General features: G+C 59.0%; 31 protein-coding genes. 22 read left to right on the top strand and 9 right to left on the bottom strand.

The features are described 5' to 3' along the window. The coding region (locus tag FHT92_RS29640) for a helix-turn-helix transcriptional regulator (protein WP_281413024.1) at window positions 1-542 on the bottom strand (542 nt) is incomplete at its 3' end. Between FHT92_RS29640 and FHT92_RS14605 the strand changes: the two genes are divergently transcribed. Both FHT92_RS14605 and FHT92_RS14610 read left to right on the top strand, forming a co-directional pair. After that, window positions 483-1,112, top strand: a complete 630-nt coding sequence (locus FHT92_RS14605) for an alpha/beta fold hydrolase (protein WP_183827431.1) — start codon at window positions 483-485, stop codon at window positions 1,110-1,112. The genes FHT92_RS29640 and FHT92_RS14605 overlap by 60 nt on opposite strands. A 189-nt stretch (window positions 1,113-1,301) precedes the next feature. Continuing rightward, on the top strand, window positions 1,302-2,570 hold the full coding sequence (locus tag FHT92_RS14610) for an acyltransferase family protein (protein WP_183826314.1): 1,269 nt from the start codon (window positions 1,302-1,304) through the stop codon (window positions 2,568-2,570). 64 nt (window positions 2,571-2,634) lie between these two features. On the opposite strand, the gene FHT92_RS14615 is transcribed toward FHT92_RS14610, so the two are convergent. Both FHT92_RS14615 and rpsU read right to left on the bottom strand, forming a co-directional pair. Then, window positions 2,635-2,829 (bottom strand): hypothetical protein, encoded by a 195-nt coding sequence (locus FHT92_RS14615; protein ID WP_183742937.1) that lies wholly within the window; start codon window positions 2,827-2,829, stop codon window positions 2,635-2,637. A gap of 66 nt (window positions 2,830-2,895) precedes the next feature. Next, window positions 2,896-3,132 carry a 30S ribosomal protein S21 gene (gene rpsU, locus FHT92_RS14620; RefSeq protein ID WP_183742934.1) on the bottom strand — a complete coding sequence of 79 codons (237 nt, stop codon included), beginning with the start codon at window positions 3,130-3,132 and terminating at the stop codon, window positions 2,896-2,898. Window positions 3,133-3,612: 480 nt separating this feature from the next. Here rpsU and xth point away from each other — a divergent pair, with 480 nt between their 5' ends. Beyond that, window positions 3,613-4,410, top strand: coding sequence for an exodeoxyribonuclease III (xth, locus tag FHT92_RS14625; RefSeq protein ID WP_183826317.1), 798 nt, complete (start codon window positions 3,613-3,615; stop codon window positions 4,408-4,410). Here xth and FHT92_RS14630 read toward each other — a convergent pair. Beyond that, window positions 4,364-4,660 (bottom strand): hypothetical protein, encoded by a 297-nt coding sequence (locus FHT92_RS14630; RefSeq protein WP_183826320.1) that lies wholly within the window; start codon window positions 4,658-4,660, stop codon window positions 4,364-4,366. The two genes, xth and FHT92_RS14630, sit on opposite strands and share 47 nt — an antisense overlap. A 197-nt stretch (window positions 4,661-4,857) precedes the next feature. Between FHT92_RS14630 and FHT92_RS14635 the strand changes: the two genes are divergently transcribed. Beyond that, complete coding sequence (locus tag FHT92_RS14635; RefSeq protein ID WP_183826323.1) at window positions 4,858-5,409, top strand: hypothetical protein; 552 nt, start codon at window positions 4,858-4,860, stop codon at window positions 5,407-5,409. 67 nt (window positions 5,410-5,476) lie between these two features. Here FHT92_RS14635 and FHT92_RS14640 read toward each other — a convergent pair whose 3' ends face one another. Then, window positions 5,477-5,740 (bottom strand): hypothetical protein, encoded by a 264-nt coding sequence (locus tag FHT92_RS14640; protein ID WP_183826326.1) that lies wholly within the window; start codon window positions 5,738-5,740, stop codon window positions 5,477-5,479. 327 nt (window positions 5,741-6,067) lie between these two features. On the opposite strand from FHT92_RS14640, the gene FHT92_RS14645 reads away from it, so the two are divergent. From FHT92_RS14645 to treS, 3 genes are read left to right on the top strand one after another with little or no spacing between them, the layout of a single operon-like run. Continuing rightward, entirely contained in the window at window positions 6,068-6,331 is a 264-nt protein-coding gene (locus FHT92_RS14645; protein ID WP_183742924.1) for a hypothetical protein, read from the top strand. Between the two features lie 12 nt (window positions 6,332-6,343). Next, the gene (locus tag FHT92_RS14650; protein ID WP_183826329.1) at window positions 6,344-6,718 is read left to right on the top strand and encodes a GFA family protein; all 375 of its coding nucleotides are present in this window, start codon (window positions 6,344-6,346) and stop codon (window positions 6,716-6,718) included. A 56-nt stretch (window positions 6,719-6,774) separates the two neighbouring features. Beyond that, the gene (treS, locus tag FHT92_RS14655; protein WP_183826332.1) at window positions 6,775-8,418 is read left to right on the top strand and encodes a maltose alpha-D-glucosyltransferase; all 1,644 of its coding nucleotides are present in this window, start codon (window positions 6,775-6,777) and stop codon (window positions 8,416-8,418) included. Between the two features lie 21 nt (window positions 8,419-8,439). Here treS and FHT92_RS14660 read toward each other — a convergent pair whose 3' ends face one another. Beyond that, window positions 8,440-8,832: a hypothetical protein gene (locus tag FHT92_RS14660; protein ID WP_183826335.1), complete on the bottom strand. Its 393-nt coding sequence runs from the start codon at window positions 8,830-8,832 to the stop codon at window positions 8,440-8,442. Window positions 8,833-9,064: 232 nt separating this feature from the next. Then, window positions 9,065-10,576: an oligosaccharide flippase family protein gene (locus FHT92_RS14665; protein ID WP_281413025.1), complete on the bottom strand. Its 1,512-nt coding sequence runs from the start codon at window positions 10,574-10,576 to the stop codon at window positions 9,065-9,067. A gap of 231 nt (window positions 10,577-10,807) precedes the next feature. On the opposite strand from FHT92_RS14665, the gene FHT92_RS14670 reads away from it, so the two are divergent. The 8 genes from FHT92_RS14670 to FHT92_RS14705 all read left to right on the top strand — a co-directional run bounded on the left by FHT92_RS14670 (window position 10,808) and on the right by FHT92_RS14705 (window position 17,897). Further along, window positions 10,808-11,479, top strand: coding sequence for a hypothetical protein (locus tag FHT92_RS14670; protein ID WP_183826340.1), 672 nt, complete (start codon window positions 10,808-10,810; stop codon window positions 11,477-11,479). After that, window positions 11,476-12,105, top strand: a complete 630-nt coding sequence (locus tag FHT92_RS14675) for an HAD family phosphatase (protein WP_183826343.1) — start codon at window positions 11,476-11,478, stop codon at window positions 12,103-12,105. Before FHT92_RS14670 ends, FHT92_RS14675 begins: the two co-directional genes overlap by 4 nt. Continuing rightward, on the top strand, window positions 12,102-13,595 hold the full coding sequence (locus FHT92_RS14680) for a glycosyltransferase family 2 protein (protein ID WP_183826346.1): 1,494 nt from the start codon (window positions 12,102-12,104) through the stop codon (window positions 13,593-13,595). The genes FHT92_RS14675 and FHT92_RS14680 overlap by 4 nt, the downstream gene beginning before the upstream one ends. Continuing rightward, entirely contained in the window at window positions 13,588-14,337 is a 750-nt protein-coding gene (locus FHT92_RS14685; RefSeq protein ID WP_210278490.1) for a hypothetical protein, read from the top strand. Before FHT92_RS14680 ends, FHT92_RS14685 begins: the two co-directional genes overlap by 8 nt. Before the next feature lie 102 nt (window positions 14,338-14,439). Further along, on the top strand, window positions 14,440-15,417 hold the full coding sequence (locus tag FHT92_RS14690; protein ID WP_183826349.1) for a glycosyltransferase: 978 nt from the start codon (window positions 14,440-14,442) through the stop codon (window positions 15,415-15,417). Between the two features lie 237 nt (window positions 15,418-15,654). Then, window positions 15,655-15,825: a hypothetical protein gene (locus FHT92_RS14695; RefSeq protein WP_183742907.1), complete on the top strand. Its 171-nt coding sequence runs from the start codon at window positions 15,655-15,657 to the stop codon at window positions 15,823-15,825. Window positions 15,826-15,883: 58 nt separating this feature from the next. Then, window positions 15,884-17,272 (top strand): sensor histidine kinase, encoded by a 1,389-nt coding sequence (locus tag FHT92_RS14700; RefSeq protein WP_183826351.1) that lies wholly within the window; start codon window positions 15,884-15,886, stop codon window positions 17,270-17,272. A gap of 1 nt (window position 17,273) precedes the next feature. Continuing rightward, window positions 17,274-17,897 (top strand): response regulator, encoded by a 624-nt coding sequence (locus FHT92_RS14705; RefSeq protein WP_183743478.1) that lies wholly within the window; start codon window positions 17,274-17,276, stop codon window positions 17,895-17,897. Here FHT92_RS14705 and FHT92_RS14710 read toward each other — a convergent pair. Both FHT92_RS14710 and FHT92_RS14715 read right to left on the bottom strand, forming a co-directional pair. Beyond that, on the bottom strand, window positions 17,894-18,403 hold the full coding sequence (locus FHT92_RS14710; RefSeq protein WP_183826355.1) for a hypothetical protein: 510 nt from the start codon (window positions 18,401-18,403) through the stop codon (window positions 17,894-17,896). The genes FHT92_RS14705 and FHT92_RS14710 overlap by 4 nt on opposite strands. A 185-nt stretch (window positions 18,404-18,588) precedes the next feature. Then, a complete protein-coding gene (locus tag FHT92_RS14715) occupies window positions 18,589-19,167 on the bottom strand; it encodes a BA14K family protein (protein WP_183826358.1) in 579 nt (192 codons plus the stop codon). A gap of 216 nt (window positions 19,168-19,383) precedes the next feature. Here FHT92_RS14715 and FHT92_RS14720 point away from each other — a divergent pair, with 216 nt between their 5' ends. The 7 genes from FHT92_RS14720 to FHT92_RS14750 all read left to right on the top strand — a co-directional run bounded on the left by FHT92_RS14720 (window position 19,384) and on the right by FHT92_RS14750 (window position 25,871). Continuing rightward, on the top strand, window positions 19,384-20,676 hold the full coding sequence (locus FHT92_RS14720; RefSeq protein WP_183826361.1) for a DUF763 domain-containing protein: 1,293 nt from the start codon (window positions 19,384-19,386) through the stop codon (window positions 20,674-20,676). A 97-nt stretch (window positions 20,677-20,773) separates the two neighbouring features. Beyond that, window positions 20,774-21,073: an acylphosphatase gene (locus tag FHT92_RS14725; RefSeq protein WP_183827437.1), complete on the top strand. Its 300-nt coding sequence runs from the start codon at window positions 20,774-20,776 to the stop codon at window positions 21,071-21,073. Between the two features lie 150 nt (window positions 21,074-21,223). Beyond that, window positions 21,224-21,865: an aromatic ring-hydroxylating dioxygenase subunit alpha gene (locus tag FHT92_RS14730; RefSeq protein WP_183742897.1), complete on the top strand. Its 642-nt coding sequence runs from the start codon at window positions 21,224-21,226 to the stop codon at window positions 21,863-21,865. Beyond that, window positions 21,862-22,710 carry an aromatic ring-hydroxylating dioxygenase subunit alpha gene (locus tag FHT92_RS14735; RefSeq protein WP_183742895.1) on the top strand — a complete coding sequence of 283 codons (849 nt, stop codon included), beginning with the start codon at window positions 21,862-21,864 and terminating at the stop codon, window positions 22,708-22,710. The genes FHT92_RS14730 and FHT92_RS14735 overlap by 4 nt, the downstream gene beginning before the upstream one ends. Beyond that, on the top strand, window positions 22,707-23,366 hold the full coding sequence (locus FHT92_RS14740; RefSeq protein WP_183826364.1) for a glutathione S-transferase family protein: 660 nt from the start codon (window positions 22,707-22,709) through the stop codon (window positions 23,364-23,366). Before FHT92_RS14735 ends, FHT92_RS14740 begins: the two co-directional genes overlap by 4 nt. A 1-nt stretch (window position 23,367) precedes the next feature. Continuing rightward, entirely contained in the window at window positions 23,368-24,747 is a 1,380-nt protein-coding gene (locus FHT92_RS14745) for an amidohydrolase (protein WP_183826367.1), read from the top strand. A 23-nt stretch (window positions 24,748-24,770) separates the two neighbouring features. Then, window positions 24,771-25,871, top strand: coding sequence for a BMP family ABC transporter substrate-binding protein (locus FHT92_RS14750; RefSeq protein WP_183742889.1), 1,101 nt, complete (start codon window positions 24,771-24,773; stop codon window positions 25,869-25,871). The last annotated feature ends 2 nt before the right edge of the window (window positions 25,872-25,873 follow it).

The raw sequence follows: 25,873 nt of genomic DNA on the forward strand, positions 1-25,873 counted from the left end.
CGGAATGCCCGGGCGACCGCCTGCATGCGGTTGACCGAATCCAGCTTGCGCATCGCGCTCTTCAGATATCCCACCACCGTATGCGACGACAGATCAAGAATGATCGCAATCTCGTCGCTGCTCTTGCCCGCAGCCGACCAGCGCAGGCATTCGATCTCCCGCCGGGTGAGGCTTTCCGAGGGCCGGTCTTGCGGCTTCTCGTCGCTCGCCAGCCTGTCCAGAAGCTCCATGCACCCATAAACCAGCGACATCGCTGCATCCCGGCAAGGCATGCCACCCGATCCCGAAAACACGAAGATGTATTGTTTCAGGTCAGCGTCGTGGAGATTTTTGTCGGGAGCAGCTTGTTCTGATTTGAGACGCAACAGGAAATCGAAAGCTATCGCTTGCTCGAGGAGCCATGCTCTTGCCAAAGCCGAACGTGCTCTCGCAGAATGAATTTCCGATGCGGTCAGCCCGAAATTAAAGTAGGCGGAACAGCAATGACCAGCTTTTTGATCACAGGACCGGAAACGGCCGCCTTCACGATTCTCCTGGCCCATGGCGCAGGCGGAGCAATGGATTCTGCGTCGATGACCGATCTTGCCAAAGCGCTGGCAGACGGCGGTTTCAGGGTGGCGCGCTTCGAGTTCGCCTATATGGCGCAGCGCCGCCTGACCGGAGCGGTCAAGCCTCCTCCGCGCGCCGACCATCTCCTGGATGAGTATCGCGCCGCAGTCGGCGCACTAAACGCGAGCAAATTGATCATCGGTGGCAAGTCGATGGGAGGCCGCGTTGCAAGCATGATCGCCGATGAGAGCTTCGCGGCGAAGAAAGTCCGGGGCTTGCTTTGCCTCGGATATCCGTTTCACCCGCCGGGAAAGCCGGACCAGCTTCGCACTGCGCATCTGGAACGCCTGCGCACGCCTACACTGATCTGCCAGGGAACGCGTGATCCCTTCGGTTCAAGGGAAGAAGTTGCATCCTGCGCGCTCTCGGATCAAATCGATCTCCTCTGGCTGGAAGATGGCGATCACGATCTCAAGCCACGAAAGAAAATCTCCGGATTTTCCGCTGGCGACCATCTTCGGCGCCTGTCCGAATATACGACTGCTTGGGCAGAGCGATTATAACTGGCAGATCCACTGCTCGCCGTGAGATCGCTAATATCGACCGCTCATTCAATATTTAAGCTTATTCAGTAAACACTTTTAAAAGGTTTGCTTGATCGAATGGCACCCTCGCGCATCAGCGCGAAACCAGTTCCTGACAAAGCCGCTCTTAGTTGAACATACGCTTTGTCATCTAACGGGAAATCAGTCATGGGTGCAATCCAAAGCAGGAAGATTGACGGCAATCTTTCCATCTATCTTGATCTGCTGCGGCTCGGCGCAGCCATCGTCGTATTTCTTTCCCATGCGCATGTTTTCCTGCTCCCCTCCATCAAGATCGGACCTCTGGGCTGGGGACGGGAGGCAGTCGCGGTTTTCTTTGTTCTTTCTGGATTTGTCATCAGCTATGTCGGGCAGGTGAGCGAGAAGGACTGGCGCGCATACCTCGTCGCCCGCGTCGCCCGAATAATGCCTGTTGCTCTGCTGGCGATCGCGGTGATCTTCGTTGCCGATAGCATCGGGATGCACGCAAACGCCTTTTACTATGATTTCATCAACACCGGATTTTTTACCCCGGTATCAGTCGAAGCGGCGCTGGCCTACGTGACCTTCACCAATCAGTTATGGTTTGCACATGCCGTTTTTGGTAGCGGCGAACCGTATTGGTCGCTGGGCTTCGAAGTTCAGTACTATTTGTTCTTTGGGCTCTTCGCCTTTTCGCCGCGGCGCGCGAAAGTGCCGTTGCTGTTTCTGTGGGCCGCTGCCGCCGGCCCGAAGATCCTGATGTATATGCCGCTGTGGCTCATGGGCTGGTTGACGATGAAGTGCGTCATCGAACGCCCGCCATTTCGGCGCACCATTTCCATCGCGATGATAACCGCATCGCTTTTGCTGTTCTTCAGCCTGAAATTTTTCGCCGACCGCGCTGCTACCAACATGTACGAGACTTGGTCACTCACTCAAGAAGCGATCAATTTCGTCTACTTCAATCTCATCGGCGTTGCCGTGGTCCTGCACCTCATCGGCACCGCATCATTGCTTTCCCAGGCTCCCGCACTGTTTACGAAGACAGGCCCGGTGATCAAATGGCTGGCCGGCGGCAGCTTCACGCTCTATCTCGTCCACCAGCCGCTCATCCTCATGTTTGCATCTTTTCTGCATCCGGTGGAGGAGCATATTGCGATGGCGGCCGCCCTGCTCGTCGTCTGCTTCATCCTTTGCTTCCTGCTTGCGGAAGTCGCCGAACGCCGAAAGAAATTCTTCGCCTCACTCATCGTAAGCCTGCTCCCGGTGCCATCGCAGACGGGCCAGAAAACGCCCGCCAATATTGCCTCCGGCACAGTTTTCTCAGACGATGCAGCACCCGCGACCTCGCAGCTCATTCGCGTTTTCACGGAAATGCAAAATGCTCTGGACGGGGAAGAAAAAGTGGCCGGCAGTCAGGATGCACTGCCTCGCGATCGCGTGTCACGCGCTTGAGGAACCGAGCTTCCAACGCCTCTCAGATCTGGATCTGATGGACACGCGACCATGATCTTCCGCCTCAGTGAACGCTGGGGATATTCACTGCGGAAGCGAAATCTTCCGCCACCAGTTCGCTGATCGCGATCAACGTTTCCTCGATCGTAAAACCGGAGGCCACAGTCGCCTCGATCAGATCCTGTAGATCCGGTCCGATCGCCTCACGGCAATCGTCGAGCCGATCGTCGGAAACTGTCAAACTACGCAACTCTTCCATGGTGTCCCTTTCCAGAATTGAAGCCAAGGATAGGGCCGCCGGCATGGTGCGGCGGCGCTGTTCTTATCAGCGTGTAAACGCACCACGTCTTGCGGCTGGCAGAAGCCCTTCGCGCTGCATCTTCTTTCGGGCAGCCTTGCGCTGTCGGGCAATTGCCTGGGCTTTTTCGCGGACACGCCTCTCGGAAGGTTTCTCATAGGCCCGCCGCTCCTTCATTTCGCGAAATAATCCTTCGCGCTGCATCTTCTTCTTCAAGGCGCGGAGAGCCTGTTCGACATTGTTATCTCTGACGATGACCTGCATGTTTTCTCCTTGCGGATGGTGGTGTTGAGCCTGCTCGCCCCAATCCCTCGGCACTCGTTCTGCGCGAATGGCGCAATCGAAGGTAGCTTTGAATGAAACGATCAAAGGATTGCGCTTGCCGGCACGGCGGCAATGATGCAGAGCCAGCCGATGGTCCGGCTTGCGAAAGCCTTGGCTGGACCGCGCAATCTCTCCTCAAGAGGAGAGCCTGTCGCGCTGTGGTCCCTGCCCAGGCCGATACGGGTGATGTCGCTTAAATAAGAACGGCATGACGCTATTGCAAGGCAGCCCGATCCGCCTCAGTCACAAGCCAACGGGAACTTTCTGAAGCCATGCACATTCCATTCGCCGAGTACGGGCCGTGTCAACCGGACGCAATAGGGATGGTGAACATGGCGATTTTCCGGTTTCCCGCCATGGCTAACGCAATGGCAGACGAGCACCCAACCTGTCCGGTCCGCCTCGCCGTCTGGAGGTCGATTGAAAATAGCCACCTATAATATCAACGGAATCCTCGGCCGCCTTCCGATACTCCTACGATGGCTGGAAGAAGATGCGCCAGACGTCGTCTGCCTTCAAGAACTGAAGACTTCCGATGACAAATTCCCGCGACGGGAGATCGAACGTTCAGGCTATCGCGCCGTCTGGCATGGCCAAAAAAGCTGGAACGGTGTGGCAATCCTTGCGAGAGGCGCCTTACCGGTACTCACGCGCCGAGGCCTGCCTGGAGACCCGGACGACAGCCACAGCCGTTATATCGAAGCTGCCATAAACGGCTTGTTGATATGCTGCCTCTACCTTCCAAACGGCAACCCTGCGCCCGGTCCCAAGTTCGACTACAAGCTGCGCTGGTTTGATCGACTGCATCACTATGCCGGCGAGCTCTTAGACCTCAAAGTCCCAGCCCTGCTCATCGGCGACTTCAACGTCATGCCGACAGAGATGGATGTCTATTCCCCGGAACGATGGCGCGACGATGCCTTGTTCAGACCCGAGGTCAGAGAAGCCTATGCCAGACTGGTTCAACAGGGATGGACGGATTCGCTTCGCCACCTTCACCCGGATGAGCGGATCTACACATTCTGGAAATACTGGAGAAACTCATTCGAGCGAGACGCGGGACTGCGGATCGACCACGCTCTTCTCAGTCCTGATATCACCCCACATCTTCGCTCTGCCAGCGTTCGGCGCAATCCGCGGAGCTGGGATCATACGAGCGATCATGCGCCCGTCATGATTGAGCTCGATCTGGCTTATGTGAGCGACGGGAGCCGGTGAGTCCACAGGTGTAGAGTGCCGGCGAAACCTCTTCGTCCGCACGATCTGGAAAGAGTTGACGGCGCATGCGATCGAGAGCTTCCGCCTCCTTGCGGGTTCTTGCAAGCAGATCGGTGGTAACATCGCCATAGCGCAAGCCGTCCGCCGGAGCGACGCCGACAGTCCCGCCGCTCGACAGAAACTCGCAGAAGGATCGCACCGATCGAAGACGCGTGGTGATCTCGATATAGTAGCTATCGTGTCCAGCCATGCTCATCTCCCTTCGCACTCAAAGGTTAACGCGCACTGCGTCAATATGATGGCACTCTTCGCGCATTTCAGCAGCACCGTACCGAAAGCACCGCGTCATGATCGAGGCCATCGTCATTGTGCCCGCACAGGAAGTAATTCTCTTTTGAACAGGAACATTCACCCGCCGGCCGCCTTTGTCCCTCAAGGAGAATCGCTATGGCCAATGCTCGCACCACCTATCATGAAGTTATAGCGGAAATCGCGGCGCTCGCGACTAATGCAACAGACCATTCAGGTCGTTGGACAGTCGAATATCTCACTCGACGTGAGATCTTCTACCAGTTTTCGGGTAATCGCAGCCTCGCAGGCGAGGACGCAACCGGACACCGGTTTGATGGCAGCCGCGATACGCTGACGGTCCTGCCCGCAAATCTGCTCGTTCCGGCCATCGCCGACTTCGACAACAATCCAATCATGGCTTTCTATATGGGAGCAAGCACGTCCGTGACGACAATCGCCCGGGAAGCGATCGATTGCTCCGCGCGGGCGCCGGAGGTGCTGCTGGTAGACATCACCATCGATGATGAAGATCTGCTTGCAGGCACAAAATCCCTCACAAGATTGGCATTCGTCGGGCTTGATGCCAATGAAGGATGGCAGCCGCTTGTCCCATGTGCCGACACCCTGACCATCAATGACATGATCCACCCGTTCTGGTGCCACGGCAGACAGGTGGCCCGAGGCGGTCTGTTGCAGATCAGGATCTGACGAGACGATCGCGCCGGTGGCACGCTTCGGTCGTTTGTCCTGTTGCGAACGACCGGCGGGTCATCGCTCAATCAAATAACTCACCACGTCCGATCTGTCCTTGCTTCGCGTCGACATCGCCGATTGCCGGATCGCTGGCAGGGTCAGGATCTCTCGTGTTGGCGTCTTTGAGAGACCGTGCCGCCTCGACGAGCGCCACGGCGATTTCATCCGTGCCCCAACCCGCGGCATTGGCATCGGCGATAACCGCCTCCAGGGCAGCGCGGGCGGCATCAGTCGCTTCCTGAAAACGACGCGTGGGATCATTGCTGGTCGGGACTGGAAAACTCATATGCGTTCCTTTCGAGGGTTCGCGCAAGATGCGTCCTTGAAGTGAACGCAGAGGATGGCAAATAGATGCGTCGATCGTCTCTATGCGCGACCGCCGAGCCGAAGCTTATCTCGACCGCTCCTCCTCAATGAATATTCATGTCCCTCGGCAGATGCGGACAGAATGAAGGCCGGCGAAATGAAGGATTGAGTGAACCGCGCCGGCAGGCCGTCAGTGCAGAACCGGAGGAGGAAAGCTCCGGAACCAATCGCCATCATATCGGTTGATACACTGATCTCCATGCCACGCAAGAAGGCAAACCAGCGGAAAGGCCGGAGGAAAGTTTCCATGCATCCGAACGAGGCAAAGGTGACACATCAGCAGGAGGGCTGGCATGTCGATTTCTTCGGCGACGCCGGTGAGCAGCTGACGGTGCATCTCCCCGAGGCGGCAGCGCGGAGCGAAGAAGACGCAATCGATCGCGCCAGGGAAATGATGGTGCAGCTGACGCCCTTCGGTACCCGCGGCGGCGAACCAAGCCTCAATCGCTACGACAGTTTGAGCAACGGCAATTTCGACGACGATCAATCGCCTTTCGAGGTGAAACACTAAGGGAGGTCCTGGATGACCATACGACACGGCAGCTGCAATTGCGGCAAGGTGCGCTATCAGGTGGAGGGCGAGCCGATACGCGTCGGGCTTTGCCATTGCACCGATTGTCGACAGGAGAGCGGCTCGGCCTTTACCTATTACGCGATCTGGCAGACATCCGCCTTCAAAACCACAGGCGAAACCGTCGAGCATCACGGCCGCCGTTTCTGCCCGACCTGCGGTTCGCGGGTCTTTGCCTACAGCGAAGACGAGGCCGAGATCAAACTCGGAACCCTGCAAGACGCACCGACCGGCCTCAGGCCCACCTACGAGCTCTGGATCAAACGGCGCGAACCCTGGCTGCAGCCGGTCGAGGGCGCGGAACAGTTCGTGGAAGATCGGATTTGATAGATGCACAATTCATTACGGCACCTTTCGAATCGGCGGAAACCCAGAGAATCTTAATGTCGGATAGCGGGCTGCAGCATCCTCTCTGGCATAAGGATGCCATCATTTATCAATTGCATGTCAAATCTTTTTTTGATGCCAACGGCGACGGGATCGGCGATTTCCAGGGATTAACGCAGAAGCTGGATTACCTGGCGCAGCTTGGCATCAACACGATTTGGCTGATGCCATTTTACCCGTCGCCGGGCAGAGATGACGGATATGATATTTCCGATTATGAGGGCATCCGACCCGAATTTGGGACAATCGACGACTTCAGCCGGTTCGTCGAGGAAGCCCACAAGCGGTCGATCCGCGTCATCGCCGAACTCGTCATCAACCATACGTCCGATCAGCACCCTTGGTTCCAGCGAGCAAGGCGGGCGCCTGCCGGTTCGCCTGAGCGGGAATTCTACGTCTGGTCGGACACTGACAAAAAGTTCAAGGAAACGCGCATCATCTTTGTCGATGCCGAAAGGTCCAACTGGACGTGGGATCCCGTGGCGAAGTCCTATTTCTGGCACCGCTTTTATTCCCACCAGCCGGATCTCAACTATCGAAACCCGGCAGTTGTCGACGCTCTGCTGAATACCATGCGTTTTTGGCTCGATCTCGGTGTCGACGGCTTTCGGCTCGATGCCATTCCGCATCTTGTCGAGCGCGACGAAACACGCAACGAAAACCTGCCGGAAACTCACGCCCTCTTGAAATACATCCGAAGGACACTGGATGGCAGCTATCCCGGTAAGGTGCTTCTTGCCGAGGCCAATCAATGGCCGGAAGAGGCGCGCCAATATTTCGGCAAGGGCGATGAATGCCACATGGCTTTTCACTTTCCGCTGATGCCGCGGATATTCACGGCGATCGCCAAAGCCGACAAGCAGCCTATCGTCACCATCATTGGCCAGACCTACGATATCCCGAACAGCTGCCAATGGGCGATCTTCCTGAGAAATCATGATGAACTTTCGCTGGAGATGGTCAGCGAAGAGGAACGCTATTTCCTGTGGAACACCTATGCCGCAGACAAACGGGCAAGATTGAACCTCGGCATCCGACGCAGGCTTGGGCCGTTGATGGGCCAGGACCGCAGGCGCATCGAACTCCTGCACATCCTGCTCCTATCATTGCCGGGCAGCCCGGTGCTCTACTATGGCGACGAACTGGGAATGGGTGACAATATCGAGCTCGGGGACAGGAACGGAGTGCGCACGCTGATGCAATGGTCGCCGGACAAAAACGCCGGCTTTTCGACCGCGCCTGAGGAGCAGCTCGCACTGCCACTGATCGACGATCCGCAATATGGCTTCAAGGCAATCAACGTCAGGGAGCAAGAAAGCGATCCGCATTCGCTGCTCAACTGGCTTCGCCGCATCCTGCAGCTGCGGACAGTGCACCAGGCTTTCGGGCGAGGAAGCATCCACTTTCTCGAAAATGATAACCCGGCTGTCATCGCTTATTTGCGGGAATATGGCGAGGAGAAATTACTTTGCGCTGCCAATCTGTCGGACGCGTCCGTCGCGACCGATGTACAGCTCGTCGGATTGGAGGGCAGCACTCCCGTCGAACTCATCAATGGCTTGGCGTTTCCCCCAATTTCCGAAAGCGGCTACCGGCTGACCTTCCAGCCCTACGGTTACTATTGGCTGCGCCTTGACTGAGCGTTTGGCTTAAAAGTCTAATCACACCCAGCCGAAGCGTAAAAGGGAGAGGGGCATCGTCTTCATCCCCGCATGGGGCAGCCATCGCATCCGTCTTGCCACCAGGAACGTTATGGCAATGATCCCGGCGAGCTTCAGCCAGGGATAGTTTCCAAACTGCCTTTGGGTGCTCGCATCCATCCGTGGAGCGCGTGCCGAGATCGCGGTCTTTGTCTGCTCGCGCAGGAGAGCAAGATGTCTGCGCAGCAATGTCAGCTCCTCCTGCAATCTTGCAAGCTCGACGGCTTCCCCTTTCTCCACCGCAACATCGACCCGGGGCACCGTAGCCGCTTCGGTTTCGGCGGCCTCGATGTCGGCAAGATATTCGTCTAACTCGGCCTTCGTATTGAATCCGCGTGCGCGTATATCCGTCATTGGCTCCTCCCCATCCGGCGGGTCTATTGTCACGTGATAAGAACGCGCTCAGTCGTCATAAGTTCGAAGCTTGCCAACACATCCCGCGTCGTGCCTCAATCCAGAGCGACCGCCAGTCGAGCGGGCAACCTCACCGTCATCTGAGCGCGAACAGTCCTCGCAAGGATTTGCTTCAGGTTGTTTGAGGGGGATCGGCAAAAGCTCGACTTTGAAAGGCATCTCATTGATGCCGCTATTGCGCACCCGTAACATGGTTGAGTTCCGCCATTAAGGCGCGACCGCTGGACCATGCGATGACTCCATAGGCCAGGCTCCCCACCACAACTCCCATCAACAAATTCAGCAAGGGAAGGTGCAGGCTGCCGCGTACCGTATGGAGAGCCAGGCCGACCGCACCGACCATGACACACGCGCCGAACCCCGCGGGAAGGATCCGATGCAACAAGGAGGGCCAACGGAAACCCGTGCTGCATTGCAGGAAGTAAAGCGACACCGAGGTCGTCAATGCCGCGGCCACGACCTGCGCAACCGCAATGTTGACGAGGTCCGGACGGACCCAGCCGGCGATCGCAAGGCAAGCGAGGCTCGTTGCCGTAAACAACATGTTCAGCCGCGGCAGCAGGGCAACCCGCCCGGTGATGCTAAGCACGGGCTCGTTGAGCATTTGGACGACGGCGATACCGCGCGCAGCCGCCAGCAGGATGAGGACCGGCGCGGCTGCCAGCCATTGCGCGCCGAGCAGCACGCTGACGAGCTGTTCGGATATGACGGCAAGGCCCATAAAGACGGGAAGAGCGGCAAAAGCGGTGGCCGCCATGATCAATCCCGCAAGCCGGGCAAGGCCTTCCGCCCCGCCACCCGCCTCGCCCTGCTGGCGGGAGAAATAGCTCCATGCCAGCATCCGTACGGGTTCGGAAATCAACTCTGTGACGGCGCCGACGATACGGCTTGCCATTCTGTAGAGACCGACTTCCGTCGCGCCGATGAAGAACACGATCAGGAACTCCGCTCCGTAACTTTGCGCAAATTGCATCAGGCGCGATGCCAGGAGCCGGGAAGAATAGGCAAGCGCCTCGCGGGCGGTGGCGAGCTTGAATTCAAAGCGCGGAAGCCAGCGGGCAAAGCCCATCGACATGACGAGTGCGACAAGCACGACGCAACAGCGCCCTGCCGCGAGTGCAATGATGCCCCAGCCGAGCAATAGCCCCCCGGTCGTGACGAGAAGGCCCGAAAATTCCGAGGCTGCCTGATAGAAGGCAAGTTCGCGCAGACGTCGGTCTCTGACCAATACGCCACTCTGGCAGATGATGAAGGTACCCGGAACGATGGTCGCCATCAGCAGCAAGAGTGTGAAGAAGATTGAGCCGGCCGGCGTTAGCCAGACAAGGGAAACAGCAAGCCCAATCAAGCCGAGAATGGTGAAGGCAAGGCCGCTTGCGAGCGCGCAATATAGAACTGTGCCGGGCAGCTCCCTATCGTGCGGTGCAGCAATCAGATATTCACTCCAGCCGGCCTCTGCAATCTTTGATTGCAGCAATACGGTCGACGAAACCATGGCAAATATGCCGACCTCTGCCGGTGAGAGCACGCGGGCTGCGACCAGCAATGTGCCGATGCCGCAGAACTGGCTGACCAAACGAGCGCCAGAAATCCATAACGCATCCCGTGATGTAGAGGCGGTACCTCGCCCTTGATCTTCCTCTGCGTCGGACAAATCAGCTGAATCTGTAATAGTTGTGCCCATGGTCACATGTTTTTGAGTTTATCTCTCATATATCTTGGCATTTCTGTACACACTTCGTATGTTACCTAAGTAACAACTTTCTTATATATTCCAGGTTGACGATTTATACTCAATTCCGCATAGTTAATATGAATTACAACCACACGCGCAAGGATTAGTCGACAGACGCATGAGGATTTCATCCGGCCGTTTGCGACAGGTTTATTGGCCGATTTGGCCCGGAGGGACGTAATGATGATACTCGCACATCGTGGCTGGTGGCTTACATCCCACGAGCGGAACACTTTAGGGGCATTCGACAAGGCATTTGCCGCCGGACACGGTGTTGAACTGGATGTTCGCGATCTGAATGGCGAGCTGGTTATTTCACACGATCCTGCCACAACCGGAGCACTGTCCTTTGCGCGAGTTCTCGAGTGCTATGCAGCAAAGGGCGCTCCGGGACGGCTGGCCATCAACATCAAGGCGGACGGCCTATGCCCTGCCCTGGTGCCGATGCTGGAACAATACGGGGTAATGAAACACTCCTTCGTTTTCGACGCGTCGGTTCCCGATCTCAGGCCCTATCTCGACAGCGATATCCCGGTTTTCACCCGCTACAGCGAGGTCGAGCTCTACCCGTCCTTCTACGAACGCTGTGAAGGCGTCTGGGTGGATTCCTTCACCGAGACGCCGGCCTCGATCGAACGCGCGATCGACGACCTCAGACGCGGCAAATATGTCGCAATGGTCTCTCCAGAACTGCACAAGCGCGCGCACGAAGCGGTCTGGGCCGCCTGGTCGGCTGCATTGCGACAGGCTGCAAAGAGCGGTCTTCAGCTCGATCGGCTGATGATCTGTACCGATCTGCCCAACGCGGCCGAGCGGAGTTTTGCCTGGATGGTTGAGGAGGAAGTCGCATGATCCGAGCTGTCTTGTTCGACATGGATGGCGTGCTGATCGATGCCAAGGAATGGCATTACGAGGCGCTGAACCGGGCGCTCGATCTTTTCGGTATGCCGATCGACCGCCAGGCGCATCTGACCACGTTCGATGGCCTGCCAACTCGCCGCAAGCTGGAGATTCTCTCCCGTACCAATGGCCTGCCGAAGGGCCTGAACGAGCTTATCCACGAGCTGAAGCAGGACTATACGATGGAGCTGATCTACACCCGCTGCAAGCCTGTATTTGCTCATCAATACGCGCTGAGCCGTCTCAAGCACGACGACTACAAGATCGCCGTCTGCTCGAACTCCATCCGTGTCACTATTGAGTCCATGATGCGGCGCGCCGGATTGACGGAATATATCGACCTCATCGTGTCCAACGAAGATGTCACGCGCGCCAAGCCGGATCCGGAAATGTATGTGACGACCATGGAGCGCTTCGGCCTCAGACCGGATGAGTGCCTGATCCTCGAGGACAATGAATATGGCCTGAAGGCCGCGCGCGACAGCGGCGCTTACGTCATGCAGATCGGAACGCCGGCCGACGTTGTCTACGGCCGGATCGTGTCGGAGATCAAGCGTGTATCGGAGGTGATGGCATGATCGTCCTGTTCCCTACCACGGGCACAAGCCCCCACTTCAGCCCGGAAGACTATGCTTATCCGCGCCCGCTCATCGAAGTGGCCGGAAAGCCGATGATCCTGTGGGCCATCGAAAACATGAAGTCGCTCGGCAGTGGCGCGCGCTTTCTCTTCGTCGTCGACCAGCAGGATGCCGTGAAATATTCCTACGAGCGGATCTTCGACCTCAGCACCAACGGCCGCTCGGAGGTGGTCATGCTGAAAGGCCCGACGGCCGGCGCACTCTGCACCTGCCTGATGGCGGTCGACAGGATCGATCCTACCGAGCCGCTGGTGATCGCCAACAGCGACCAGATCATTGACACCCGGCTTTCATCCGTGATTGCAGAATTCGAGGCAGCCAAGGCGGATGCCGGCGTCATTACCTTCGAGACGATCCACCCGCGCTGGTCCTATGTGACGCTCGGCGACGATGGGCTTGTCAACCGAACGTCCGAGAAGGATGTCATCAGCAACAAGGCAATCGCCGGATTCTACTATTTCCGCGAGGCTCAGATCTTCTTCAAGGCCGCCACTGCTGCCCTGCGGCATGGAGTGACGGTGGACGACCGCTACTATGTCAGCTCGTCGCTGAACGAGGTGATCCTGGATGGCGGCCGCGTCGTTTCCGCAAGCGTTCCCGCAGACCGCTACCACAGTTTTTACAACCCAAAAATGATCGAGAATTTCGAGGTTAACGGAGTACGACGCCTATCCTCCGCACAAGCGGCACGACCCGTGCAACTTGTCGTGCCGGCCGCCGGCCGGGGCAGCCGCTTCGCCAAAGTCGGGTTTACCCGCCCGAAGCCCTTCATCGACGTGCTTGGCCGGCCGATGATCCAGCATGTGCTGGAAAACACGCTGCCGCCAGATGGACAGCCGACGGTCCTGCTGCTGCGCGAGCATCTGGACAGCCAGGCGGATGCGGTGGCCGAACTTCGCTCGCAGGGTGTCGGGATCGTTTCAGTCGATCAACTCACCGAAGGCACCGCCTGCACCGTTCTGCTGGCGCGTCAGCATCTCGATGAGGAAGCTCCCCTTCTCATCGCCAATTCCGACCAAGTCGTGGACATGCGTATCGTCGACTTCATCGATGACTGCATGTCGCGCGATCTCGACGGATCAATCCTCGTGTTTCGCGATCCGAAGCGCGACCCGAAATGGTCTTTCGCCGAAACCGATGCGGCAGGCTTCGTGCTCAGGGTTGCCGAAAAGCAGCCTATTTCCGAACTTGCCACGGTCGGCATCTATTTCTTCCGCCGCGCCGGCGATTTCATGAAAGGCGCGCTCGACATGATGGTGCACAACGACCGCACCAACAACGAGTTCTACGTCTGCCCCGCCTATAATTATGCGATCCGCAACGGTGCGCGCATCGGCGTTTACGAGATCGATGTCAGAAACATGCACGGGCTTGGCACACCCGAGGATCTGGCCGAATATCTACGGGGCCGCGAGCCTGCCTATGCATGACGTGGGCGTCAGACCGGGCGCGGCAGCGCCGCTGAATATCATTATTCCCATGGCCGGAAATGATTTTGAACAGGCTGACGGCGCGGTGAAGGCGGAAATGCCGGTTGGAGAAACGACATTGCTCGGCGCCACGCTGGAGGCTCGTCCCTGGTGGAGCGACGCGGCTGTGCCTGTTTTCGTGCTGCGGGACACGCCTGCTTCGCGGCGCTACGCTCGTGACACATTGCTGGTCCGCTATCCAACAGCGCGGATCGTCTGGCTGTCCGATATGAGCGGCGGTGCTGCCTGGAGTGCTGCGGCCGGCGCGGCACTTGTCGCCTTTGCGGATGCGCCCGTCGTCGTCGATCTCTGCGACATCATGTTCGACAGCGATGCAGACATTGCCGCAATCTTTGCCGCCGACTCTAAGCTTGGCGGTCTCGCGCTCACATTTTCCTCCCGCCATCCGCAATACAGCTATCTCAGGATTGGAGATGATGGCCGGATGCTGGAAGCGAGGGAGAAGATCGTCATTTCCGACATTGCATCGGCGGGCGTCTATGCATTCCGCAGCGCCGCCGTTTTTCATCTGGCTCTGGCCCACAGCCTGCAGAGCAGGACAAGCCTCTCGCATAATGGCCTGCTCTTCGTCTGCCCGATGCTGAACGGCGTGGTCGCACACGGTTTCGATGTCCGGACGTTGCCGGCGCGTGAGGTGTTCGATGTCAAAATTGCAGACGCGACCCTTGCTGCTAGCGTCTGAGGGAAGCAGTGGTGCCATTCCGCTTCGACAGGCGGAGCCTTGCCAACGATCTCCTCAATCCGCGTTCGCGGGATCGGGGAGCCCAATAAACGGGAGTTCGTCATGACAGCCGGGACATCGAGCAAGTTACCCTCTCTCGCCATCATCATACCCTGCTTCAATAACGCAGAGACACTTGCCGAGGCGCTCGACAGTGCTCTGGCACAGGATTATCCGGACTTCGCGGTTCATATTTGCGATAACGGCTCCACGGACGGCAGTCGGGAAATAATCGCATCCTACTCATCTCCACTGCTGAAGCCGGCCCTGCACCCGGACACCCTGCCTCGCACGGATAACTGGAATCGCGCCTACGACGCCGGTGCGAATGCCGACTACCTCGTCACGCTGCATGCCGACGATCGTCTCGCGCCGGGAGCGTTGCGGGCCATCGGGCGCGCGGCGATGCGCCACCCTGCTCTGATCCATGGCCGTTTCCGGCAGATCACCTACGAAGGTGATCCGATTCCCGGCCGCCGCTTCGGGTGGAGTTACAGCAACAGCGGCGAGGCGTTTCGGGAATTGCTGCTGCTCAACAATATGGTCGCAATGCCGGGCGCAACGATCCGCACGGATGTCTTCTTCAAGGCCGGCCGCTGGGACCCGGCCTGGCAATATCTCCAGGATATGGAGCTCTGGTGGCGCTGCGGCGAACTTGGAGAAGTGGCCTTCGTCGCCGACATGCTTGGCGATCACCGGGCCTATAAGCATCCGCAGGCGCTACACCGGCATGCCGAAGAACATCTGCGCTGGGCGACGCGTAAACTTCGCAACGCACCCACCCGCCGGCTGCGGCAAGCCGCTGCAGACGGGCTCAACGCCTATCTCACACGCCTCGAGGCTGAAGTGGATGCCTTGCCCGAGGTTGCCGCAAGTCTGGTGGGTCCGGTGAGAGACGCCCGAGCCGCGCTCGCAAAGGCACCGGGCACCCGCGTCGACGCCCTTCGCCGGCAAAGATTGTTGCGCATGAGAGCCGCCTCGCTCTCGGCCATTGCCAACGTCTTTGGAAAAATCTCGCCGTGGCAAGCCTTATCGCGTTGACGGCAGCGCTATCGACTGGCGTGGATACTGCTAGCTCGGCAGCCATTCGATAGCGGCGGGCGGCAACTGCCATTGCGGGCATTCACATCCCGCTGCCGAGCAATACCCGCCCGCCGCAACGGATTTCGGTCGGATTCGCCTCCGACCTTCGTCTGACGACGCTCGGACTGAAGTCCCAGATCCGGAACGCACGATCTCCCACGCCGTTCGACTCTCTGTCAAAAGAGGAGTTCGGTCATGGACGACAGGAACGAAATCCCGGCAATTTCCAGCGCATGGAATGCCTCCCTGGCGGCGCTCGTCATCTTCCTTGCCGCCATGCTCTATGTCTTCGGTACGGTCATGTCTGGCGACACGAGCCAGTTGACCGCCAAAGTCCCGGGCGCCGACGTCATCGAGGTCAAGTGAGCTGGAAAAGTCCAGCCAATGCGATAGTTTGATTGAATCGTCGCAACTCAGGTCGGAAATGAACTGGCTCATACGCTGGAATGCCCGCTCCCTCGCCTCCCAATTCCTCATCATGGGAGGGCTCGTTTCCCTTGGCGCGATGTTCGTCATAGGGCTTATCGTCACCCACCTCATCGAGGATGCCGTCATTCACAATTCCGGGGCCGCAACGGCGCTCTATGTCGATAGCGTCGTCGCGCCCTTGCTTCCGGACATGCAGAAGGAATCACTGCTAGACGAAGCAAGCGCTCAGGCGCTCGACGAAACGCTCGGACAGGGCGCCCTCGGCCGGCGTCTCGTGTCCTTCAAGCTATGGCGTCGTGACGGTACGATCCTCTATTCCAATGAAAAGGAACTGGTGGGAAAGGCATTTCCGGTCAATGGCAAGCTTGCCCAAGCATTTGCAGGCTCGCTGGTCGCACGTTACGAAGTCGCAAGCGACCCCGAAAGCGCCAAGGAGCGTAGTCTCGGCAGGGCGCTCATGGAAATTTACAATCCTGTTTTGCAGCCTTGGTCCGGAGAGGCTGTGGCCGTGCTTGAATTTTATGAGACAGCCGAAGGGCTGGAAGACAGCCTCGCGCGAGCACGGCTCTGGAGCTGGCTGGCTGTTGCCGGCCTGACCGCAATCTTCTTCCTCGTTCTCTCCATTCTCGTCTTTCGCGGCAGCCATACGATCGAGGTCCAGCGCGAAGCCCTAAAGGCCAGAGTGGACGAACTCTCCGCACTTCTCGCCGAAAATCGCGGCCTGCAACGCAGACTTCAATTGTCCTCCCAGCGCGCCGCAGCCTTGAACGAGACCTATTTGCGCGGCATCGGCGCCGATCTGCATGACGGCCCCGCCCAGCACATCGCCTATGCCTCGCTGCGTCTCGACAGCGACCTGCTGATCGATGCCGCCACCCTGCCGGAGACGCGCGAGAAGGAACTTTCCTGGATCCGTTCGAGCCTTGCCGAAGCGATGAAGGAGATCCGCGATATCTGCAAAGGTCTGGTCCTGCCGCAAATCGAGAAGGCTTCGATTACGGAGATCGTGAAACGCGTTGTTGAAGCCCACCAGCAGAAGACCAATACCGCGGTCGATACGACAATTGACGAGGACGATCCAGAACTTGCCCCCGCTCTCAAGATTTGTATCTACCGCTTCATTCAAGAGGCACTCAACAATGCTTATCGCCATGGCGGCGGCGTTCAGCAGGCTGTCAGGGCAATATCACACGGCGGCGCCGTCCGCATCGAGGTCAGTGACCAGGGCGAGGGTTTCGATCCGACGCAGGTGAGGCCGACGAGCCTCGGTCTGGTGGGACTCAAAGAGCGTATCGATAGCCTTGGCGGGGAATTCGACATAAGAACCGGCGAAGGTGGTACGACCGTCATCATGACCTTTTCGCCTATGGAAGTGGAGGAATAGAATAGTGCCCATCAAAATCGGCGTCGTGGACGACCATCCCCTGTTTCGCGAAGGGGTGACCCGCAGCCTCTCCGAGGTCAGCGATTTTGTTGTTGTCGGAGAAGGCGCCAACACATCCGATGCCGCAATGATCGCCGCCGATAGCCGTCCGGACGTGCTGCTGCTCGATGTGTCGATGCCTGGGAACGGGCTTTCGGTCATCGACGATATCCTTTCCTTAAGCCCGGATACCAAAATCCTCATGCTCACGGCTTCAGAGGAAGTCGATACGCTCGTCGACGCCCTGCAGCGCGGAGCAAAGGGGTACATTCTCAAGGGGGTCGGTTCCCGCGGCCTGGCGGAAGCGATCCGCACCGTCTTCAAGGGAACCCGCTACGTCTCCCCGACAATGTCGGCCAAAGTCATGGAATATTCGTTGAGCGGCCAGGCATCGGACAGGGACACACTTACCCCGCGGGAACGCGAGGTGATGGACCTTGTTGCGCAAGGCCTTTCAAACAAGCACATCGGCCTGCGTCTCGATCTACAGGAAAAAACGGTAAAGCATCATATGACCCAGATTCTGACGAAACTCGGCGTCACGAACAGGACGGAAGCTGCCTTGCGGTGGCGCGAAAAACGTTAGCGCAGGAGCCGCGTGAGCCGCGTACTATCAGCAGATGTCGCCCGCCTGTTGATGATCGTGCGGCCTTTCGAGTCCTTCATGATATAGCGTCCAGCACGAAGCGTTTCGGTTATTCCATTCGTATGCCGGATATCGATCGAGCCGTCCGTATCTTCAGTCGCGCGCGCTCCTGATATCGAGGGCGCATTGTCCGTACTACCGGTTCCGGTCGAGCCCGATCGGCCGCCACCACTGCTATTGCCGTTGCCGCCCGAATTACCGTTACCGCCACCCCCGCCATTACCGCTTCCATTTCCTCCGCCGCTGCCGTTTCCATTACCGCCGCCATTACCGCCATTGCCGTTTCCATTCCCCCCGCCATTGCCGTTTTCGTTCTTTGCGAATGCGGCCTGAATGGCGAGTGAGGGAAACGTACCCGTGACCTCGATCTTCAGCGGTGCAAGCGTCGCGACGGCAAAAACACTCGCGCCGAAGCCCTTCAGGAAATTACGTTTCGAGATCACCATCGTCCTTTGCCTTGTGCCTCATCCAGCCTGTTCTATCGGGAACAGAAGCATGAGATTGACCGCTTGTTCCGAAATTGCAAGGCGGTCGGACATAGGTACCAGACGGTCTGGGACTTTGGTCGGGGATCACGAGCAATAGTCGCTCCCAAGCATGCAATCTTCTCATAGGAGAATAATGGCGTCGCTCAGATGACGGGGGAAACGCACTGGCGCCTTGGTCCGCTGAAAGGCTGGTAGGTATTATCCGACGCACGATAGGAATTATAGCGGGCAGCGCACCACGACATATGCGGGTCGGGGCTTGCATCTGCAGCTGGCAGTCCGACGGAAAGCTCCCTTTCTTCGATCACGCAGGGCTTCCGCGGGCCACCGTCCAAAGGCTGGTATGTATTGTCGGCGACGTTATAGGATCGATAGCGTTGCTGGCACCGGCTGAGATGGCGGCTGTCGGCCATCCACTCCTGCATCGGCTGCTCAATTGCCCCCGTCACGGTTGGGTCAGGCGGTGCAATGGCCGACACGCCGACGAGATTGGCCGGTATCGAAGACGAGGCGTCGGCCGTGACCTGAAGAGGTGGAAGGCGCTCGTAATCCTGCATTCTGGGATCAACGCGCCTTGGTGTCGTCGTCCAAAGCGGCGCATCGAGATTGGCGAAACGATGTGGTTCCGGACCGCGGAACCCATAGGAAACAAACCCGAGACTGCCAGCCAGAACGGCCCCGACCGCTGCCAGACATATGAATGGTGCAGCAAACGACTTCATGACGCGATCTCCCATTCTGTCCGTATAGAAATTAGGAACGCCGCGCTTCGGTTCCGCCAACAGGTCGAAAATCGCATTTTTAGGCGCTAATTTGCTGGTGCAGCGGACAGGACTCTCGGAGATGGGAATTTATTGCCATCGCCGCGATTTTGACGGATAGCTGTTTTATCGGGTGATCCGATCCATCACAGCAGATCGCAGGCAGAAAGAGGAAGCATGTCGCAAAGAGCGGGCAGCGCCGACCTCCCCCTTCACGGAGGGCGCGTGCCACCATGGCTGGGCAACCGTATGACGACGCTCGGTGCGCTGATAACCGAAGCCATCGTTCACCACTACGGGCGTGACGAATTCCTGCGCCGGCTTGCCCATCCCTTCTGGTTCCAGTCCTTCGGTGCCGTCATGGGCATGGACTGGCATTCTTCGGGAATTACGACGAGCGTTTTGGGAGCATTGAAGCGCGGGCTGAAGCCGCTTTCGAGGGAACTCGGACTGCATGTCTGCGGCGGCCGCGGCGCGCAATCGCGCAAGACGCCGGATGAGCTGATGGCGATCGGCGAACGGACGGGGTTGGATGGCGCTGTCCTTGCCAAGACGAGCCGGCTGGTCGCCAAAGTGGACAGTGCAGCCGTCCAGGATGGTTTCGACCTCTATCTTCACGGCTTCATCGTCGCCGATGACGGCCATTGGGTGATCGTTCAGCAAGGCATGAATGGCGATAAGCGTCAGGCACGGCGCTATCACTGGTTCTCGGAAGGGTTGGAAAGCTTCGTCAATTCCCCGCATGCGGCCATCGAAGGCCGATCTCAGGGCGAAATCATCAATCTCGCCGACCGGCGCGCGGAAAAATCCCGCCACGACCAACTGGATCTTCTCGCAGCTCTTGGGCCGGACCGCATTATCCGCGAGGCCGCAGCCCTTGCCCTGGCGGCCGATCCTGCACCCTTGCCGCAGTCATCCGAACAGCTGATGCTGCCGCATCTGATCATGCCCGCACATCACGATGTGCGCGAAAGCGACGTCAACATGCGGCGTTTGCATGGCAATCTTGCCGCGGCTGCCGATCGCGGACCGGTCGATTTCGAGGATTTGCTTCTCGTGCCGGGCGTTGGTGCCCGCACGGTCAAGGCGCTGGCGCTCGTTGCCGAAGTCGTGCATGGCGCGCCCTGCCGCTTCTCCGATCCCGCCCGCTTTTCGATCGCTCACGGCGGCAAGGACAGGCACCCCTTCCCTGTGCCGCTCAAGGTTTATGACGAAACCATCAATGTGATGAAATCGGCAGTCATGAAAGGTAGGCTCGGCCGCGAGGAGGAGCTGCAGGCCTTGCGCCGGCTCGACGACCAGTCGCGCAGCCTGGAGCGCTATGTCACCGGCCCAGACCTCAAGGAGATCGTGGCCGGCGAATTTCGGCAATCCTCGACCTTCGGCGGCCGAAGCGTCTTCGGCTGGGAGCCGCCAACGGAAGATATGCCAGTGGATGCAGCGCCGCCGCACCACACAAGCCGCCGCTGATTGCGAGCGTGCAGATGGGGCGCCGGGGCCAGATATGCTGCCGGCTCACCGCCCATGCCGGTTGTCATGGCGCTTTCATTGCCACTATGCTGTCATCATGAATGAAACAAGAGATAAATCAGTGATACAGGGACGGCAGGGGGGCGAATTGCACGAGCGAATGACGATCCTCGGCGAGGTCAATGCCGCATCGTTCGTCCCGTGGATCCGCCGCCATGCCGATAAGCTCGGACTATCCCAGGATTTCATTCACACCGGCGCCGACCGAATCGAACTCGAGGTCGCAGGCCCGATAGAGCTGATCGACATGCTTGAAATGGGATGTTCGCTTGGCCCGATCGACGTTTGGGTGGAGGAGATTCAGCGCAGGATTGTAGATCCCGCCGACACACGGTAGCTCAGGCGGCATTGATCCTGTGCCCTTTATTTAATCATTGTTGCCAATGCGATTTTTTTATGCAAGCCTCTGATCACTGACGCCGCAAGCTCGGCAACAGTGCGCGGCCAGCGGCGCTAAAGCATTGGTAAAATTGAGGAAGTAAAGGTCATGCCATCTGATACGGCCGGCTCGTGGACGCCTGTCGCCCTTTCTGCTGATCTGCCGTCGGCAACCGTCATGCCAGCGTGGATACCAGCAGGATCGATCGCCCTCTGGCGCAGTCAGTCCGGGCGTGTGTCGGCATCGTCGGATCGCTGTCCGCATCGCGGGATGCGTTTGTCCCATGGCTTCGTGCGCGGCGAGTCACTCTCCTGTATTTATCATGGCTGGAGCTATTCTCCTGCAGGAACCTGCATTCGCATCCCTGCCCATCCCGATCTTGTGCCGCCGGAAACGATCCGTGTCGCGGTCCACAAGGTCGAGGAATCGGCTGGTATCATCTGGGTAACTGTCGGAGAGCCGGCGGAACAGCCGCCACGCTTTACCGATCTCGTTCCGCTGCGCTCGATGACGGCAGACGCTGATATTTCGGCCATTGAATCGGCGGCTGGCTCCAAAGCCGGCGCCGATGGGCTTATCCATATCGCGCACTCTCCATGGATCAGGCTGCTGCCGACTGAGCAAGCTGACTGCACGCTCATTCACCTGCTGATCGAGCAGGGCCGCAGCCCGGCGGACCGTGTCACGGCGTCCCGTGTCGCCGAAGCGGTGCGTCGGCAGGCGGAATCGCGGCAGAAGGAGGTCGCATGACGAAGGCTGCTGCGATGATCAACGAGTGGTATCCAGTCGGCCTTTTTTCCCAACTGACCGAGGCAGGAACGAAAACCGCTTTAATGGGTGAACCCATCGAAGTGGCGCGCACGCCCGATGGCAATGCGCGGGTGACATCTACCGATGGGCGCAGCCTGCCGGTCCGTGTCCGCTACGGCCATGTCTGGTCCTCCCTCGGCAATCCCGCCAAGGAACTTTTTGCCATTCCAGAGGCGGATCAACCCGGCCGCCGTTTTGTCGACGTCGGCGTGGTACGTGTGCGCTGCTCGCCGCTGCGCGCGGTGGAGAATTTTCTCGACATCGCCCATTTCCCGTTTGTTCACACCGATATTCTCGGCGCCGAGCCGCACACGGAAGTCGAGAATTACAAGGTCGAGATCCGCGAGGACGAAGACGAGGTCTGGGCGACCCAGGTAAAATTCTATCAGCCGCAGGCCGCCAAGTCGGCGAGCGGCGGGATCACGACTGAATATATGTACCGCGTGCCGGCACCGACCTGCTCGGTGCTCTACAAGACCTGCCCTCCCCGGCCGGGCGAATGGGATGTCATTACGCTCTTCGTGCAGCCGCTTGCGGAAGACCTTTGCGACGTATGGCCGTGGATGGCCCTCTTTGATGACGTGACACCAATGACAGACCTCATCCATTTTCAGCAGATGATCTTCCTGCAGGATCGCTCGATCCTTGAGAACCAGATCCCGGCCCTGCTGCCGCTCGATCCCGGCATGGAAATCCCGACGAGGGCCGACCTGACCTCGGTCGCCTATCGGCGCTGGCTCAAGCGCCATAATTACACCTACGGCGCACAGTTGGTCGCGCAATGAAGCTCTACGACTACATTCTCTCGCCGAGCTGCTACAAGGTCCGCCTGATGGCAGCGATCCTCGGCATCAAGCTGGATATCCGCCCGGTCGATTTTCATCCCGGCATCGAACATCGTCGTCCAGAACTCCTGGCGCTCAATCCGGCAGGTTCCATCCCGATCCTTGTGGATGGCGATCTCGTCCTGACGGAATCCTCGGCCATCCTAGCCTATCTCGCCGCCCAAGGCGCCCGGGAATGGCTGGGCAACGGTAAGCCTGAAGAGACGGCGCAGGTGCAGCAGTGGCTTTCCTTCTCGCATCGGCTGACGGCCAATCTCGGCGGCGCGCGGCTGCATGAAATGCTTCTGCGCCCCGGCAATATCGAAAGCCTGCAGGCGGAGGGCATCGCCGCGCTGCGCGAGCTGGAAGCCGGTCTCTTCGAACAGCAGCTTCGCGGTATGCGCTTCCTGGCGTCGAACCGCGCCACGATCGCCGATATCGCCTGCTTCCCTTACGTCGCGCTCGCCCCCGACGGCGGCATCTCGCTCGATCCCTATCCAAACATCCGGCTCTGGTTGAGGGCCGTCCGCAGCCTCGGCGGCTTTATCGAGATGCCCGGCATTCACCGCCTGCACGAGCTGAAGCCCGATCCTCATCCTGCGAAGGAGGAAAGCTGAGATGGCCGGCTACCTCCTGAAGAACTGCGCAGCCGTCATTGTCGACGAGGGCAACGGCCCTGCCATACGCCGGAATGTCGATCTGCTCACCGATGGTCCGGCGATCCGGGCGATCGGAACGAACCTTCCGACAGAAACATTGCCCGCCGGCACGGCCATCCAGGATGCCACCGGCTGGTTCGTTTATCCGGGCCTCGTCAACACGCATCACCATTTCTTCCAGTGCTTCGTGCGCAACAGGGCCGATCTCGACTGGACAAAACTGTCGGTCATCGAATGGCTGGACCGGATCTACCCGATCTTCTCGCGGCTGAACGAGGATTGCTTCTACCATTCCTCGGTGACCGCCATGGCCGAGATGATCAAGCATGGCTGCACGACGGCTTTCGACCACCAATACTGCTTTCCCCGGCACGCCGGAAAGCGTCTGATCGACCGCCAGTTCGAGGCGGCCGAGCTTCTCGGCATGCGTTTCCATGCAGGCCGCGGCGGCAATACGCTGCCGAAATCCGAGGGATCGACGATCCCGGATGCCATGCTGGAAACGACGGATGAATTCATAGCCGATTGCGCCCGGCTGATCGACAGCTACCACGATGCCGGTCCCTTCAGCATGCGGCAGGTGGTCGTTGCGCCCTGCCAGCCGGTCAATTGCTATCGTGAGACCTTCGTTGAATCCGTGGCCCTTGCCCGTGACCGCGGCGTGTTTTTGCACACCCATGTCGGCGAAGGCGAAAGCCCTGTCATCGAGGCGCGGCATGGCATGCGTACGGTCGATTACTGCACGGAACTCGGCTTTGCAGGTCCGGATACCTTCTATGCTCACTGCTGGGAACTGAGGCATGACGAACTGCGCAAGATGGCGGCAAGCGGCACCGGCGTCTCCCATTGCCCGGAGCCGGTCTATCTTGTAGGCGCTGAGGTGACGGATATTCCGGCCATGTCGGCCTTCAACCTGCGCGTCGGGCTTGGTTGCGACGGCGCTGCGTCGAACGACAATTCCAACCTCATGCACTGCATCCATTCCGCCTATATGCTGCAATGCCTGGCGGCATCGACACGCGCGCATCCCGTTCCGCCGCCGGCCGATTTCCTGGGTTACGCAACGACGGGCGGCGCAAGCCTGCTCGGACGCAGCGATATCGGCCGTTTGGCGCCGGGCATGGCCGCCGATCTCTTCGCGATCGATACGCGGCGGATGGATTATGTCGGCACGCGGCATGACCCGCTGAGCCTGATCGCCAAGGTCGGGATCGGCATGCCGACCGACCTCACCATGATCAATGGACGCATCGTCTGGCAGGCCGGTGTATTCACCGGCCTCGACGAAGCCAAGCTTTTCGCGGACGCCGAAGCGGCGCTCGCGACCGTCGAATTCTGAACAACCAAAAGAGGGGAACTGACATGTCCAACAATCTGACCCGCAGAACGTTGATGAAGAGCGCAGCCGCGGCCGGCCTTGCCACCGCTTTTGCCGGCCGCTCTGTACTTGCTGGCGACGAACCGCTCGGCATCGCTCTCGTCGTACCCTCGCCGATCGGCGATGTCGGCTGGGGTCATGCGCTTGCCGCCGGCATCGATCCGATCAAGGACGCCTATGGCGATAAGGTGAAAGTCACAGTTATCGAGAACATCGCCGAAGGTCCAGATGCCGACCGCATCATGAACAAGACGGTTGCCGACGGAAACCATTTCCTGATCGCCGGTTCCTTCGGCTATCAGAACGGTGCGCTGCAGATTGCCCGCCGCAATCCCAAGGTCACCGTCCTGCATGCTTCCGGCTTCCAGGTCGCGCCGAACTTCTCGCCCTTTGCCGCCAAATATTTCCAGGGCACCTATCTGCTCGGCATGGCGGCCGCCGCCGTCTCCAAAACTGGCAAGCTCGGCTCGGTGTCGGCCTTTGCCATTCCGGAACTCATCACCTCCATCAACGCGTTCACGCTCGGCGCGCAGTCCGTCAAGCCTGACATCGAAGTCTCCGTCGTCTGGGTCAATTCCTGGTTCGATCCGGCCAAGGAGCAGGAAGCCGCCAAGGCGCTGATCTCGCAGGGCTGCGACGTCATCTTCTCGAATGCCCAGGATACGCCCTCGGTGATCTCGGCCTGCGAAGAGGCCGGCATCTATGCCTTCAACCTGAACTCCTCGATGAAGAAATATGCCGAGAAGACCTATCTCGGCTGCGTCGCCACCGACTGGTCGCCCTTCTTCAAGGCTTCGGTCGATGCCCACCTCGCCGGCACCTTCAAGGGCGCCAACGCCTTCCTTGGCGTTGCCGACAAGGTAGTCGAGGTTGTCGACTGGAACCCGGCCATCCCAGCCGACACGATGAGCAAGATCAAGGAAATCGAGGCCAAGATCGCCAGCGGCAGCTTCTCGCCGTTTATAGGCCCAATCGCCAAGGCGGATGGCAGTGAAGGTGTCGCCTCCGGCACCACGCTGACGGATGCCCAGATCGTCGCGATGGATTGGCACGTCAAGGGTGTCAAGACGCCGTTGCCGAAATAAGC

Source organism: Rhizobium sp. BK377, from assembly GCF_014193935.1.
Classification (GTDB): Bacteria; Pseudomonadota; Alphaproteobacteria; order Rhizobiales; family Rhizobiaceae; genus Rhizobium.

Coding starts and splice junctions, on each gene's coding strand:
- treS (WP_183826332.1), top strand. CDS start 6,775: ATGTCGGATAGCGGGCTGCAGCATCCTCTCTGGCATAAGGATGCCATC.
- FHT92_RS14605 (WP_183827431.1), top strand. CDS start 483: ATGACCAGCTTTTTGATCACAGGACCGGAAACGGCCGCCTTCACGATT.
- FHT92_RS14660 (WP_183826335.1), bottom strand. CDS start 8,832: ATGACGGATATACGCGCACGCGGATTCAATACGAAGGCCGAGTTAGAC.
- FHT92_RS14695 (WP_183742907.1), top strand. CDS start 15,655: ATGGACGACAGGAACGAAATCCCGGCAATTTCCAGCGCATGGAATGCC.
- FHT92_RS14715 (WP_183826358.1), bottom strand. CDS start 19,167: ATGAAGTCGTTTGCTGCACCATTCATATGTCTGGCAGCGGTCGGGGCC.
- FHT92_RS14750 (WP_183742889.1), top strand. CDS start 24,771: ATGTCCAACAATCTGACCCGCAGAACGTTGATGAAGAGCGCAGCCGCG.
- FHT92_RS14735 (WP_183742895.1), top strand. CDS start 21,862: ATGACGAAGGCTGCTGCGATGATCAACGAGTGGTATCCAGTCGGCCTT.
- FHT92_RS14720 (WP_183826361.1), top strand. CDS start 19,384: ATGTCGCAAAGAGCGGGCAGCGCCGACCTCCCCCTTCACGGAGGGCGC.
- FHT92_RS14745 (WP_183826367.1), top strand. CDS start 23,368: ATGGCCGGCTACCTCCTGAAGAACTGCGCAGCCGTCATTGTCGACGAG.
- FHT92_RS14665 (WP_281413025.1), bottom strand. CDS start 10,576: ATGGGCACAACTATTACAGATTCAGCTGATTTGTCCGACGCAGAGGAA.
- FHT92_RS14685 (WP_210278490.1), top strand. CDS start 13,588: ATGCATGACGTGGGCGTCAGACCGGGCGCGGCAGCGCCGCTGAATATC.
- FHT92_RS14725 (WP_183827437.1), top strand. CDS start 20,774: ATGAATGAAACAAGAGATAAATCAGTGATACAGGGACGGCAGGGGGGC.
- FHT92_RS14610 (WP_183826314.1), top strand. CDS start 1,302: ATGGGTGCAATCCAAAGCAGGAAGATTGACGGCAATCTTTCCATCTAT.
- FHT92_RS14645 (WP_183742924.1), top strand. CDS start 6,068: ATGCATCCGAACGAGGCAAAGGTGACACATCAGCAGGAGGGCTGGCAT.
- FHT92_RS14710 (WP_183826355.1), bottom strand. CDS start 18,403: ATGGTGATCTCGAAACGTAATTTCCTGAAGGGCTTCGGCGCGAGTGTT.
- FHT92_RS14670 (WP_183826340.1), top strand. CDS start 10,808: ATGATGATACTCGCACATCGTGGCTGGTGGCTTACATCCCACGAGCGG.
- FHT92_RS14680 (WP_183826346.1), top strand. CDS start 12,102: ATGATCGTCCTGTTCCCTACCACGGGCACAAGCCCCCACTTCAGCCCG.
- FHT92_RS14640 (WP_183826326.1), bottom strand. CDS start 5,740: ATGAGTTTTCCAGTCCCGACCAGCAATGATCCCACGCGTCGTTTTCAG.
- FHT92_RS14730 (WP_183742897.1), top strand. CDS start 21,224: ATGCCATCTGATACGGCCGGCTCGTGGACGCCTGTCGCCCTTTCTGCT.
- FHT92_RS14630 (WP_183826320.1), bottom strand. CDS start 4,660: ATGGCTGGACACGATAGCTACTATATCGAGATCACCACGCGTCTTCGA.
- FHT92_RS14635 (WP_183826323.1), top strand. CDS start 4,858: ATGGCCAATGCTCGCACCACCTATCATGAAGTTATAGCGGAAATCGCG.
- rpsU (WP_183742934.1), bottom strand. CDS start 3,132: ATGCAGGTCATCGTCAGAGATAACAATGTCGAACAGGCTCTCCGCGCC.
- FHT92_RS14690 (WP_183826349.1), top strand. CDS start 14,440: ATGACAGCCGGGACATCGAGCAAGTTACCCTCTCTCGCCATCATCATA.
- FHT92_RS14740 (WP_183826364.1), top strand. CDS start 22,707: ATGAAGCTCTACGACTACATTCTCTCGCCGAGCTGCTACAAGGTCCGC.
- FHT92_RS14675 (WP_183826343.1), top strand. CDS start 11,476: ATGATCCGAGCTGTCTTGTTCGACATGGATGGCGTGCTGATCGATGCC.
- FHT92_RS14700 (WP_183826351.1), top strand. CDS start 15,884: ATGAACTGGCTCATACGCTGGAATGCCCGCTCCCTCGCCTCCCAATTC.
- FHT92_RS14650 (WP_183826329.1), top strand. CDS start 6,344: ATGACCATACGACACGGCAGCTGCAATTGCGGCAAGGTGCGCTATCAG.
- FHT92_RS14615 (WP_183742937.1), bottom strand. CDS start 2,829: ATGGAAGAGTTGCGTAGTTTGACAGTTTCCGACGATCGGCTCGACGAT.